Here is a 12,381-nt window from a genome sequence, read left to right as displayed (position 1 = left end):
ACACCATGCCATCGCAGCCGGAACAGCTTGTTGATGCTGAAGCGGACAGCGTTCCGCCGCCCTCTGCGCCGCAAATGCCGAGCAAGGCTTCACGCATCCTGCTGGGGCTGAGCCTGGTGCTGATTGCCGCCAATTTGCGGCCGGTTTTCTCCAGTGTTTCGGTGCTTTTGCCGGAAATCATCGATGGAACCGGCATGTCGTCGCTGGCCGCGGGCGTGCTGACGACTTTGCCGGTTGTCTGCCTTGGCGCGTTCGCGCCTTTCGCGCCGCGTCTCGCCCAGCGTTTCGGCGCCGAGCGTGTGCTGCTGGCCGTGCTGGTTGTGCTGACCATCGGCACGGCGCTGCGTGGTGTCGGGTCTTTCTGGTCGCTCTATATGGGCGCAACACTCGCCGGGGCGGCGATTGCCATGGGCAATGTGCTGCTGCCAGGGGTGGTGAAGCGCGATTTTCCGAAGACCGCCGCGATCATGACCGGTCTTTACACCATGGCGCTTTGCGGTGGTGCAGCTTCGGCGGCGGGCTTCACGATCCCGATCAAGAACATGCTTGGCGGCTCGTGGAATCTCGCTCTGGCGTTCTGGGCCATTCCGGCGGCGCTGGTTCTGGTGTTGTGGCTGCCGCAGGCGCTGCGCAGCAAGCACAATGTCGCGCATTCGGGCTTCCGCGTCGTGGGCCTTTGGAAAGATCCGCTTGCCTGGCAGGTGACGCTTTTCATGGGGCTGCAATCGTCGACGGCCTATATCGTGTTCGGCTGGCTGGCGCCGATCCTGCGCGAGCGGGGTATGAGCCCGGCTGCGGCGGGCGGTCTGGTGTCGTTTTCGATCATGGCGCAGGTCGTGACATGCCTGCTGATCCCGTCCATTGCGGTGCGTCAGAAAAGCCAGAGCTTTATCAATGTCTTTCTCTGCGCCTGTGCATCGCTTGCGCTGATCGGCTTTCTCTATCTGCCGCAATGGAGCTTCTGGATACTGGCAATCATTCAGGGCATCGGGCAGGGCGGATTGATTGCCGCTGCAATGATGGTGATCGTGCTGCGCTCGCCGGATTCGCATACGGCGGCGCATCTGTCCGGCATGGCGCAATGCGTCGGCTACATTCTCGCGGCCATCGGGCCGCTGGTCGTCGGCATGATTCACAGCGCGACGGGAAGCTTTGCCGCAAGCGGCCTTTTCTTTGTGATTCTGTGGATCGGGGCCAGTATTAATGGCTGGCTGTCAGGACGCGCCCGCCATGTGGGGGCGAGAACGATAAACAAAGAGGCATAAACAAAAACCCCGGCATTGCCGGGGTTTTTTCATTACAGAGTGTTCGTTCTCAGACGAACTGGCCGAGACCCGGGATCGAGCCGATCACCGCATCGACCGGTGCATCGCCGGCCTTTTCCTTGGCGAAGCGGATGGTTTCTTTGGCGACGCCGGAAATTTCACCCATGCCGAGACCAGCGCCCATGAGCTGCGAGCCAAGGCCCATCACGCCACCCATCAGGTTGGACAGAAAGCCGCCGCCCTTGACCTGCGCAACGGCTTCTTCCGCACCCGGAATAGCGGCCAGAAGCTGCTGAACCTGATCCGCCGGGCCTTCCTTCTGAAGGAATGCGAGGATCATGCCGACAGACTTTTCTGCCGTCGCGGCATCGATGCCGACATTCGAGGTGATGCGTGCGATCAGTTCTTCCATGGAAACTCTCCCAAAAATCTTACGTTTACGTAATATGCATTCTCGCTATCGCTTTGCAAGCTTGTCCGGATCAAAAATATAGGGAAATTTTTCAGCTTTTGTGACAGCAAAACCGGTTCTCTCTGTGGAGCATGGGCTTTATCGTTGTCGCATGACGATGCGGCAGTTATATCTGAAAAAACTGCGCTGTGGATGTGCCGGTCGAAATGAGGAGCAAATCGCCTGATGACTGCTGACGATGCAATTTTCCTTGGCGCAAGCCGCAAGCCCGACGATTCCTACCAGCAGCCGGAATATCTGGCGCTGAAATATGGCAACAGGCACGGTCTGGTCACCGGCGCGACGGGTACGGGTAAGACCGTGACCTTGCAGGTGTTGGCGGAAAGCTTTTCCGCCGCCGGGGTGCCGGTCTTCTGTGCCGATATCAAGGGCGATCTGTCGGGCATTGCCGCTATCGGCGTTGCAAATGACGGCCTGAACAAGCGGGCCGAGGAAATCAAGCTCAAGCCTTACGAGCTGCGCGCATCGCCGGTCATTTTCTGGGATATTTTCGGCGAGCAGGGACACCCGGTTCGCGCCACCATTTCCGAAATGGGGCCGCTGCTGCTGTCGCGCCTGATGAATCTCACGGAAGCGCAGGAAGGCGTGTTGAATATCGCTTTCCGCCTCTCGGACGAAGAAGGCCTTCTGCTGCTTGACCTCAAGGATCTTCAGGCGATCCTCAAGGAAATGGCGGATCGTTCCGCCGAGCTTTCCGGAAAATATGGCAACGTCAACAAGGCGTCGGTCGGCGCGGTGCAGCGTTCGCTGCTGGTGCTTGAACAGCAGGGCGGGGCCAAATTCTTCGGCGAACCGGCTTTGACCATTGCCGACCTGATGCGCACGACGACGGACGGGCGCGGCGTGGTCAGCGTGCTTGCCGCCGACAAGCTGATGATGAGCCCGCGCCTTTATTCGACGTTTCTACTCTGGCTGATGTCGGAACTGTTTGAAGCGCTGCCGGAAGTGGGCGACCCGGACAAGCCAAGGCTGGTCTTTTTCTTCGACGAGGCGCATCTTCTGTTCGATGAAGCGCCGAAAGCGCTGGTCGACCGTGTCGAACAGGTCGTGCGTCTGATCCGTTCCAAGGGCGTCGGCGTCTATTTCGTGACGCAGAACCCGCTCGACGTGCCGGAAACGGTTCTGGCGCAGCTCGGCAACCGCGTGCAGCATGCGTTGCGCGCCTATACGCCGCGCGAGACCAATGCGGTGAAAACCGCCGCCGATACGTTCCGTCCCAATCCGGATTTCAAGACCTTCGATGCAATCACCAATCTGGCGACGGGCGAGGCGCTGGTCTCGACCTTGCAGGCCAAGGGCGTGCCGTCCATGGTGCAGCGCACCCTGATCCGCCCGCCATCGTCGCGCATCGGCCCGCTGACGTCGGAAGAACGCGCCAGGATCATCGCCGCAAGCCCGGTCTCGGGTCAGTACGATACGGTTGTTGATCGCGATTCAGCATTCGAGATGCTGGCGCGCAAGGCGCAGAACGCGACGGTCGAGCAACAGAAAGCCAAGCAGGAGGAAGAAGGTGGCGGCGGAATACTTGGCGACCTCCTCGGCACGGCATTGGGCACGGGCAAGCGCTCAGGTCGTCAGACCGTTGCGGAAACAGCCATGAAGTCCGTCGTGCGTACGGTCGGCAATTCGCTGGGTCGCGCATTGGTGCGCGGCATTCTCGGCAGTTTCAAGAAGTAAGGGAATAGGGGAATAAGGGAGTAAGGGATAAGATTTTCAGGCGGCAAAAACATACTGCCCTATTCCCTTACTCCCCTACTCCCTTAACTCACATCACCAGGATCTGAGACTTCGGCGGCACGCGATCGTAAAGATCGATGATATCCTGATTGAGGAAGCGCACGCAGCCCGACGAAACCGCTTTGCCGATCGACCACCATTCCGGATTGCCGTGCAGGCGATAGAGCGTGTCCTTGCCGTCCTGGAAGATGTAGAGCGCACGCGCGCCAAGCGGGTTCTTAAGGCCCGGAGCCATGCCGCCATTGGCAGCGCTGTACTGGACCAGTTCCGGCTGACGGGCGACCATTTCATCCGGCGGCGTCCAGCGCGGCCACTGGCGCTTGTACTGGATCACAGCGCGACCGGACCATGCAAAGCCTTCTCGACCGATGCCGACGCCATAGCGCAGCGCCTGACCATTATCGAGCACGAGATAGCAGAAGCGGTTGGAGGTATCGATGACCAGCGTGCCGGGCATTTCGCCGGTCGGGTCCTGTACGACCTGACGCAGATAACGCTTGTCCATCTTCTGGATCGGGATCGCCGGAAGCTGGAAGCCGCCATCGTTGACGGAAGCATACATCTGCTCCCAGCCGCCAAAGGACGAATCCACATTGGCCTGCGGCGTTCTGTTGATCGGGTTGCCGGACGCATCGACATCGATGATAGGAACATTCTGTCCCAACTGGGCGCAACCGGCGAGACCGGCAGCCGCAGTGGCAGTCATTGCCGTCAGGAAAGAGCGGCGGGTGAGGGTCGTTTGCATAAGAAAACCAGACTAGTGACGGGAGGGTTACGAATACAACAATCAGGGTTAACGAAGTGCGACCAAACCAGATATGGTAGAGGCGCCGTGGGTGGAAGGCACGGACTCGGGTAAGTGTTTCCCGAAGCCTGAAGATTTGACTGACCGGAAAACGCCCTAGAATTGTGGCGCCGAGCCGGTGTGAATAGGGCCTAAAAGTGGCGAAAAGCCCCCCGTTGCACGCGTGTTGCGCTCACGACACAATTTTGCGGGCAATCAGCCTATTTGGAAGAAGCCCGGTAATTCAAATTTTAGTGAAATATTCTTTTTCGCCGCTTGGCGTGTCAGCCAAGAAGCTGGAGACTCGGCAAAATCAGGGCAGGCGCGAACGCTTTATACTCGTCCGGTTGGCCCGAACGATTGATCCACACGCCGCGCATGCCGAACTTGACCGCGCCCGCCACATCCCAGCGATTGGACGACTGGAAGGAGATCGCGGACGGATAAAGCCGCCATTGCATGGTGATCAGCTCATAGGCCGAAGGCGAGGTCTTGTATTTGCGCACGGCATCGACCGAAATGACATCATCGAGAAGAACGTCGAGGGCCGCCGATTTCACGGCGGCTTCCAGCATGGCAGGCGAGCCGTTCGACAGGATGGCCAGTCGTGCGCCGCGATCCTTAAGATTTTTGAGCGCTGCGGGGACTTCCGGATAACAATCGAGTTTCCAATAGGCGTCGAGCAGGTCGTTGCGCAGCGACGGATCGACGGAAGGATAGCGCGCAAAGGCGAAATCCAGCGACTCTTCCGTCAGCTTCCAGAAGTCGCTGTAAGCGCCCATCAGGCTCAGCACCCATGAATATTCAAGCTGCTTGGCGCGCCACAGTTCCGAAAAGGCGCGCCCGTCGGGCCCGGCCTTGTCCGCATGCCGCCGCACCGCCGAATGGACATCGAACAATGTGCCATAGGCGTCGAAGACATAGGAACTAATTGTACCGGACACGGTTACCCCTTTATCGATGCGGCGATGCGGAAATCCTGAATGGGGTTCATCCTACTGTGATTTCAATAATATTTCATTGCCGCTCACGCGGTTGGGGCCTATGTAGAGTCCGCACGCAATTTTTCGGGTAGGCAACCCCATTGCCCGCCGCGCGTTGAGAGATAAAGAGGAGAGTTTCCAATGGCTTTCGAACTGCCCGCCCTTCCATATGACTATGAAGCACTTGCGCCTTTCATGTCGCGCGAGACGCTTGAACTCCACCACGACAAGCACCATCAGGCTTATGTCACCAACGGCAACAAGCTGCTTGAAGGTTCCGGCCTCGAAGGCAAGAGCCTGGAAGACATCGTCAAGGAAAGCTACGGCAAGAATCAGGGCCTCTTCAACAATGCCGGCCAGCATTACAACCACATCCATTTCTGGAAGTGGATGAAGAAGGGCGGCGGCGGCAACAAGCTGCCAGGCAAGCTTGAAAAGGCAATCGAATCCGATCTCGGCGGCTTCGCCAAGTTCCGCGAAGATTTCATCGCTGCTGGCGTCGGCCAATTCGGTTCGGGCTGGGCATGGCTCTCGGTCAAGGACGGCAAGCTGGAAATCTCCAAGACGCCGAATGGCGAAAACCCGCTGGTTCATGGCGCAAAGCCAATCCTCGGCGTCGACGTGTGGGAACACTCCTACTATGTCGATTATCGCAACCTGCGTCCGAAATATCTCGAAGCTTTCGTCGACAGCCTGATCAACTGGGATTACGTGCTGGAAATGTACGAACAGGCATAATGCCAACCCATTGATGTTATGGGAAAAAGCCCCGTCCATGCGGGGCTTTTTTTGTATGCATTCGGAATGGCGAGGCTTTTTTCTTCTTATTGAGCTGTCCAGTAAAATGCTCAAATTAAACAGTACTAATTCTATCATGTTTTTCACGTTATCGTGAAGGAATTGTATAAACCTCTGTAATGTGCGCGTTTTACTTTTCTTGATGGTGATATGTTGGGAACGATCGTTGCAATGGCAGAGATTGTATCGGATATTTTGCCAATAGATCGGTTTTGTTCAATGAAATGCGGAGGACTACATGCGCTTGTTTTTTCCTGCACTTGGTTCTGCGGCAGTGCTCGTCGCCAGTATCGGGTTGGCACAGGCCGATGCGATTGCTGATCGTCAGGCCATCATGAAGGATCTGGGCCGTTCGGTTGGCCAGATCGCGCCGGTGGTCAAAGGCGAAAAGCCGTTCGATGCAGCGGCGGTTCTGGCGGCGCTTGAGAAAATTGACGCCGACGCCAAAAAGCTCGATGTCGATACGCTGTTCCCGGCGGGGTCAGATCAGGGCGACACCGAAGCTTCGCCGAAAATCTGGGAAAACAAGGACGATTTCGTCAAGCATGTCGAAAAATTCCGCACCGATGCAGCCGCTGCTCTGGCTGCCAAGCCGCAGGATGTAGATGCGCTGAAAACGGCATTTCAGCAGGTCGCTGCCAATTGCGGTTCCTGCCATCAGGCCTATCGCGTCAAGAAAAACTGATCAGCTTTGCAAGACCGGCAGTTTCGTTTGATACCGAAACTGCCACAATGGAATGGGTAGGATGGTCCGCAAACTGGCATATGCCGCGGGCGCTGTGCTTGTCATTGGCGCTGCCGCCTTCTGGATTCTGACCACGCCGCAAAAAGTGGATAGCGCCGTTCTGGCTTCCATGAAGCCCGGCGATGCGGTGCGGGGTGAACAGGTTTTCTGGGCGGGCGGTTGCGCCTCTTGCCATGCGGCGCCGGGCGCTGCAGGCGATGCGCGCAAGGTGCTTGCTGGCGGGTATGAGCTGGTCTCGGATTTCGGCACCTTCGTCGTGCCCAATATTTCGCCGTCCGAACAGGGCATCGGCACCTGGACCATTCAGGATTTCGCCAATGCCATGCTCAAAGGCGTCGGAAAGCAGGGCGAGCATCTCTACCCGTCCTTTCCCTACACATCCTACACCCGAATGGAGCCGCAGGATGTGGCCGACCTCTACGCGTTTATGAAGACATTGCCGCCATCGGATAATGTCGCAGCACCCCACAAGCTTGGATTTCCCTTCAATATTCGCCGCAGCCTCGGCATCTGGAAGCATCTTTACCTGTCGGATGCGCCCGCCGTGGATATTGCCGATGCATCCGACCTCGTGACGCGCGGACAATATCTGACCGAAGCGCTCGGTCATTGCGGCGAGTGCCACACCCCGCGCAATCTGATTGGCGGGCTGCAAACCAGCCAATGGCTGGCGGGCGCGCTATCGGCGGAAACCGGCAGCGACGGTAAGAAGAGCGTGGTTCCGAATATCACCACCGGCGAGGGCGGTATTGGCGATTGGAGCGAAAACGATATCGCCTATGCGCTGCAAAGCGGCTTCACGCCCGACTTCGATTCGCTTGGGGGATCGATGACGGACGTGGTGTCCAATATGGCGCATCTGACCGAGGCCGACCGCGCTGCAATCGCAGCCTATCTGAAAGCCATTCCACCGCATGCCAATGGCTATAAGACGCAATAACAGGTTTAGGCGGTTTTGATTTCTTCCAATTCGAGTTCTTCGATCATGGTTTGCCGCATGACGAATTTCTGGATTTTCCCGGTAACGGTCATGGGGAATTGATCGACAAAGCGGATATGCGCCGGGATTTTATAATGGGCGATCCGCTGCTGGCAGAAGCTGACCAGTTCCGCTTCGTTCAGGCGTCCGTCCTGACTGAGCTTGACCCAGGCGCAGATAACCTCGCCAAACCGGCGGTCGGGAATACCGAAAATCTGCACATCGCTGATCGCCGGGTGGGTGAACAGGAACTCTTCGATCTCGCGGGGATAGATGTTCTCGCCGCCGCGAATGATCAGGTCCTTGATGCGCCCGACAATGTTGCAATAGCCCTCCGCATCGATGGTGGCGAGGTCGCCGGTATGCATCCAGCCCGCATCATCGACAGCGCCCGCCGAGCTTTGCGGATCGTTCCAGTAACCGCGCATGACGCTATAGCCTCGCGTCAGCAACTCGCCCTTTTCGCCGCGTGGAACAATCCGGCCATCTGCATCGACAATCTTGACTTCCAGATGCGGATGGATGCGGCCAACGGTTGAAACGCGCCTTTCCAGCGGGTCGTTGGTCGAGCTTTGAAAACTGACGGGGCTCGTTTCGGTCATGCCGTAAGCGATGGTGATTTCGCTCTGGTGCATTTCGCTGATCACCCGGCGCATGATTTCGACCGGGCACGGCGATCCGGCCATGATGCCGGTGCGCAAGCTCTGAAGATCAAAGGTTGCGAACTCGGGATGATCCAGCATGGCGATGAACATGGTCGGCACACCATGCAGTCCGGTGCATTGTTCATCCTGCACCGTCTGCAATGTCAGAAGCGGATCGAAACTGTCATTCGGGATCACCATGCAGGCGGCATGGGTCATGCAGGCCAGATTGCCGAGCACCATGCCGAAGCAGTGGTAGAATGGTACGGGAATGCACAGCCGGTCCTGTTCGGTGAGGCGCATGGCTTCGCCGACGAAAAAGCCGTTATTGAGAATATTGTGGTGGGAGAGGGTTGCACCCTTGGGACTGCCCGTGGTGCCGCTGGTAAACTGGATATTGATCGGATCGTCGAATTGCAGCTCCTCCGACAGCCGGCGCAGTTCGTCGCGCGCGGCCTCATCGCCTGCGACGGCAACCGCATCGAAATTCATCATGCCAGCGGTCTGTTCTTCGCCAAGCCGGATCACACAGCGCAGGGCAGGCAGCCGTTCCGCCACGAGATGGCCAGGCCGCGCGCTATCGATTTCCGGCACGATAGAGCGCAATATATCCAGATAATTGCTGGTCTTGAGCGATGGCGCGAGGATCAGCGCCGAACATTCGACCTTGGCAAGCACATATTCCAATTCATGCGTCCGATAGGCCGGATTGATATTGACGAGGATCAGGCCCGCTTTCGCCGTGGCAAACTGGGTCAATATCCATTCCAGATTGTTTGGCGACCAGATGCCGACCCGTTCGCCGGGGCGCAGGCCAATGGCGAGGAGCCCTTCTGCAAGGGCGTCAACGCGAGCGTTCAATTCTGCATATGTCAGGCGGATATTCTGGTGACGGACGACCACTGCTGCCCGGTCGGGATATTGCCGGGCGATGCGGTCGAGATGATTGCCAATCGTATCGCCGATCAGAAGCCGGTCACTCGCGCCATGAACATAGCTCGCCTGCTGCATAGTCGATCCTCCCAAATCGATTTCAGCCCCCCGATAGTGTTCTTCTCGTTCCCCTTATGCGGCCCCGCGCTTATCGTCCGACAATGATATTGCCATTTTATGGTGCTGCCAAAAATTGCAGTTTTTTGGGCGGCGTTTATCGCTTGATGCAGCGGGCAACTGTTGCCGGACCGGCATTGGTATATTTGCTCTGCATGGTATAGAGCCAGCCTTTGCACTCGGACAGGTTGGTGAAGCAGCGCATGCGATCGACTGGAACGATGCCGTCCATGCTGACCATGGGGGAATCGTCCACACCGCTGAACTGACCGAAAATAATGCCGCTGCCCTTTGGCGGCGCGCTGCAGCGCCGTCCCGCATATTCGCTCACGTCTTTCCGCACTTGCGCATTCGCGCCCGTGGTGGCGGGCACAAGGGCTGGAAGCGCCAATGCCAAGCTCGCCAGAAAAGTCACGCATCCGGTTTTCATGATGCAATCTCCATGACGACATTCAATCTGCGATAGTATAGGGCGTTGATTGTCAAACGTGTAGCTGCTTTTCATTTGCTCCAGCGAGATAAACCCCCTGGAGCGTGATCGTGTATCAACCTTCGAAGCCTGTAACCTTGCCCACGACTTTCAGCGCGAAAGCCTGCGTATAGGCGACTTCTTCCAGCCGCGAAAAACGGCCCGAAGCGCCCGCATGGCCGGCATCCATATTGATGCGGAACAGCACCGGGTGGTCATCGGTTTTCAACTCGCGCAGCTTGGCAACCCATTTCGCCGGTTCCCAATAGGTGACGCGCGGGTCTGTCAGGCCTGCAACAGCCAGAATGGCCGGATAGGCTTGCGCCGTCACATTGTCATAAGGCGAATAGGCGGCGATGGTGCGATAATCCGCTTCCGAGGCAATCGGGTTACCCCATTCCGGCCATTCCGGCGGGGTGAGTGGCAGCGTATCGTCGAGCATGGTGTTCAGCACGTCGACAAACGGCACTTCCGCGATAATCCCGCCAAAGGCTTCCGGCGCGAGATTGGCGACCGCGCCCATCAACATGCCGCCAGCGGAGCCGCCATGGGCGACGATGCGGTCATGACTGGTGAAACCTTCGCTGACCAAATGCTTGGCGGCGGCGATGAAGTCGGTAAAAGTGTTCGTCTTCTTGTCGCGCTTGCCGTTTTCATACCAGGCAAAGCCCTTGTCCTTGCCGCCGCGAATATGCGCAATGGCGTAGACGAAGCCGCGATCCACCAGCGACAGGCGCGATGTGCTGAAGCTTGCCGGAATGGTGATGCCATAGGAGCCATAGCCGTAGAGCAGGCACGGAGCCGAACCGTCCAGCCTGGTATCCTTGTGATAAAGGATCGAGACCGGCACCAGCTCGCCATCGGCTGCGGGCGCAAGGATGCGGCGCGTCACATAATCGTCGATATCATGGCCGGACGGCACTTCCTGCGTCTTCAGAAGCGTCCGCTCGCGGGTGCGCATATTGTAATCGAAGAGCTGTTCCGGCGTCGTCATCGACGAATAGGAGAAGCGGATGACCTCGGTGTCGTATTCGGCGCTGCCATGCAGGCCGAGCGAATAGGCTTCCTCGTCAAAGGCAATGGCATGTTCTTCGCCGCTCTTGCGATCCCGAATGACGATGCGCGGCAGGCCGTTGTCCCGCTCGATCCAGACGAGGTGATGCTTGTAGGCAGAGTGGGACAGGATCAGGCGGCCCGGCTTTTCCGTCACCACATCCACCCAGTTTTCCGGCTGCGGCGCGCTGGCTGGCGCTTTGCAGATCTTGAAATCCTTCGCGCCATCGGCATTGGTCAGAATGAAAAATTCATCGCCGCCCGGCGCAATGTCGTATTCCGTGCCGCTTTTGCGCGCCATGATCAGTTCCGGCTTGGCCGCCGGATCATTGGCGGGCAGCAGCCAGCATTCCGATGTTTCGTGGTCGTGAATATCGATGAAGATATAGTCGTCCAGCGCGGAGCCGCCGACGCCGAGGAAGAAGCCAGCGTCCTGTTCTTCAAAGATCAGTCGGTCTTCGGACTGGTCGGTGCCGATGCGGTGATAGAATACTTTCGATGGGCGATGGTTTTCATCAAGCCGTGTATAGAAAAAGCCTTTGCTTTCCGCATCCCACGTGCCGCCACCATTGGTATCGGTGACGATGTCCGAAAGTTCCGCCATGGTCGTGAGATCGCGAACCTTCAGCTTGTAGAATTCCGATCCCTTGTCGTCATAGCCCCAGATCAACAGATTGTGATTGGGGGCATGGTCTGCCGAAGCAAGACGGAAATAGGCCTTGCCTTCGCCTTCCTTGTCGCCGTCGAGCAGGATTGTTTCGGCACCGCCGTCGCGCGGCGTGCGGATGAAATAGGGCTGCTCGCCGCCGGTGCGGTATGAAACGCCGTAAGCATAGGGGCCATCCTTCAACGGAACCGACGAATCATCTTCCTTGATGCGGCCGCGCATCTCCGCGAAAAGCTCTTTCTGCAGGGCTTCCGTGTTCTGCATCAGGCTTGCCTGATAGGCGTTCTCGGCATCGAGATGTTTGCGTATTTCCGGGGAAAGAACCGACGGGTCCTTGAAGACGTCCTGCCAGTTTTCCGCACGAAGCCAGGCGTAATCGTCGGTGCGGGTGATGCCGTGGCGGGTGTCGCTATGCGGATGTTTCGGGGCGTGCGGAGGCTGTGGCGGGCGAGCGTTATGAGGCATTCTGAAATCCGATGAACATTGTTTCAAATTGTTGCGGATCGCTTTAACGACCCTTTGGAAAGGCGGATATTGAGGCATATATAGTTTCAGGCACGGTCGAAAGCGAGTTGATTTCAATGAAATATATTTAAGCTATGCCTTTTTCGCGCCCGATTTTAGAGGCAGTGCTGCAATCAGCAAAATGTGTTTGTTTCGCGAGGCCAGATCATAGCTTAAAGCAAAAACGGTTGCTAAACTTGGTCATGCAAATTATGCGAGCCTTGCTGAAAA

At 57.6% G+C, this 12,381-nt stretch carries 11 protein-coding genes; 5 read left to right on the top strand and 6 right to left on the bottom strand.

The features are described from left to right. Positions 1-5: 5 nt before the first annotated feature. Positions 6-1,265 (top strand): CynX/NimT family MFS transporter, encoded by a 1,260-nt coding sequence (locus QLQ11_RS05365; protein ID WP_371835946.1) that lies wholly within the window; start codon positions 6-8, stop codon positions 1,263-1,265. A 49-nt stretch (positions 1,266-1,314) separates the two neighbouring features. On the opposite strand, the gene QLQ11_RS05360 is transcribed toward QLQ11_RS05365, so the two are convergent. Next, positions 1,315-1,677, bottom strand: a complete 363-nt coding sequence (locus tag QLQ11_RS05360) for a hypothetical protein (protein WP_109368576.1) — start codon at positions 1,675-1,677, stop codon at positions 1,315-1,317. A 225-nt stretch (positions 1,678-1,902) separates the two neighbouring features. On the opposite strand from QLQ11_RS05360, the gene QLQ11_RS05355 reads away from it, so the two are divergent. Continuing rightward, positions 1,903-3,414, top strand: a complete 1,512-nt coding sequence (locus tag QLQ11_RS05355; RefSeq protein ID WP_121535456.1) for a helicase HerA-like C-terminal domain-containing protein — start codon at positions 1,903-1,905, stop codon at positions 3,412-3,414. An 88-nt stretch (positions 3,415-3,502) separates the two neighbouring features. Here the strand turns inward: QLQ11_RS05355 and QLQ11_RS05350 are convergent, their stop codons facing one another. Both QLQ11_RS05350 and QLQ11_RS05345 read right to left on the bottom strand, forming a co-directional pair. After that, complete coding sequence (locus tag QLQ11_RS05350; RefSeq protein ID WP_109368578.1) at positions 3,503-4,219, bottom strand: L,D-transpeptidase; 717 nt, start codon at positions 4,217-4,219, stop codon at positions 3,503-3,505. A gap of 323 nt (positions 4,220-4,542) precedes the next feature. Next, positions 4,543-5,202, bottom strand: coding sequence for a haloacid dehalogenase type II (locus tag QLQ11_RS05345; RefSeq protein ID WP_235858862.1), 660 nt, complete (start codon positions 5,200-5,202; stop codon positions 4,543-4,545). Between the two features lie 180 nt (positions 5,203-5,382). Between QLQ11_RS05345 and QLQ11_RS05340 the strand changes: the two genes are divergently transcribed. From QLQ11_RS05340 to QLQ11_RS05330, 3 genes are all read left to right on the top strand, one after another. Further along, a complete protein-coding gene (locus QLQ11_RS05340; protein WP_121535459.1) occupies positions 5,383-5,979 on the top strand; it encodes a superoxide dismutase in 597 nt (198 codons plus the stop codon). Between the two features lie 298 nt (positions 5,980-6,277). Beyond that, positions 6,278-6,724 carry a cytochrome c gene (locus tag QLQ11_RS05335; RefSeq protein WP_109368580.1) on the top strand — a complete coding sequence of 149 codons (447 nt, stop codon included), beginning with the start codon at positions 6,278-6,280 and terminating at the stop codon, positions 6,722-6,724. A 61-nt stretch (positions 6,725-6,785) separates the two neighbouring features. Beyond that, positions 6,786-7,724, top strand: a complete 939-nt coding sequence (locus QLQ11_RS05330) for a cytochrome c (protein WP_121535462.1) — start codon at positions 6,786-6,788, stop codon at positions 7,722-7,724. Between the two features lie 5 nt (positions 7,725-7,729). On the opposite strand, the gene QLQ11_RS05325 is transcribed toward QLQ11_RS05330, so the two are convergent. The 3 genes from QLQ11_RS05325 to QLQ11_RS05315 form a co-directional block, all read right to left on the bottom strand. After that, positions 7,730-9,418, bottom strand: a complete 1,689-nt coding sequence (locus QLQ11_RS05325) for an AMP-binding protein (protein WP_121535465.1) — start codon at positions 9,416-9,418, stop codon at positions 7,730-7,732. Between the two features lie 136 nt (positions 9,419-9,554). After that, positions 9,555-9,887 carry a metallophosphoesterase gene (locus QLQ11_RS05320; RefSeq protein ID WP_121535468.1) on the bottom strand — a complete coding sequence of 111 codons (333 nt, stop codon included), beginning with the start codon at positions 9,885-9,887 and terminating at the stop codon, positions 9,555-9,557. A gap of 115 nt (positions 9,888-10,002) precedes the next feature. Then, entirely contained in the window at positions 10,003-12,111 is a 2,109-nt protein-coding gene (locus tag QLQ11_RS05315; protein ID WP_283736101.1) for a S9 family peptidase, read from the bottom strand. Positions 12,112-12,381: the final 270 nt, after the last annotated feature.

This window comes from Ochrobactrum sp. SSR, from assembly GCF_030067775.1.
GTDB classification, from domain to species: domain Bacteria; phylum Pseudomonadota; class Alphaproteobacteria; order Rhizobiales; family Rhizobiaceae; genus Brucella; species Brucella teleogrylli.
The sequence above is the reverse complement of the archived record's forward strand: the minus strand, read 5'-3'. Positions and strand labels throughout refer to the sequence as shown.

Coding starts and splice junctions, on each gene's coding strand:
- QLQ11_RS05320 (WP_121535468.1), bottom strand. CDS start 9,887: ATGAAAACCGGATGCGTGACTTTTCTGGCGAGCTTGGCATTGGCGCTT.
- QLQ11_RS05340 (WP_121535459.1), top strand. CDS start 5,383: ATGGCTTTCGAACTGCCCGCCCTTCCATATGACTATGAAGCACTTGCG.
- QLQ11_RS05325 (WP_121535465.1), bottom strand. CDS start 9,418: ATGCAGCAGGCGAGCTATGTTCATGGCGCGAGTGACCGGCTTCTGATC.
- QLQ11_RS05360 (WP_109368576.1), bottom strand. CDS start 1,677: ATGGAAGAACTGATCGCACGCATCACCTCGAATGTCGGCATCGATGCC.
- QLQ11_RS05335 (WP_109368580.1), top strand. CDS start 6,278: ATGCGCTTGTTTTTTCCTGCACTTGGTTCTGCGGCAGTGCTCGTCGCC.
- QLQ11_RS05330 (WP_121535462.1), top strand. CDS start 6,786: ATGGTCCGCAAACTGGCATATGCCGCGGGCGCTGTGCTTGTCATTGGC.
- QLQ11_RS05365 (WP_371835946.1), top strand. CDS start 6: ATGCCATCGCAGCCGGAACAGCTTGTTGATGCTGAAGCGGACAGCGTT.
- QLQ11_RS05315 (WP_283736101.1), bottom strand. CDS start 12,111: ATGCCTCATAACGCTCGCCCGCCACAGCCTCCGCACGCCCCGAAACAT.
- QLQ11_RS05350 (WP_109368578.1), bottom strand. CDS start 4,219: ATGCAAACGACCCTCACCCGCCGCTCTTTCCTGACGGCAATGACTGCC.
- QLQ11_RS05355 (WP_121535456.1), top strand. CDS start 1,903: ATGACTGCTGACGATGCAATTTTCCTTGGCGCAAGCCGCAAGCCCGAC.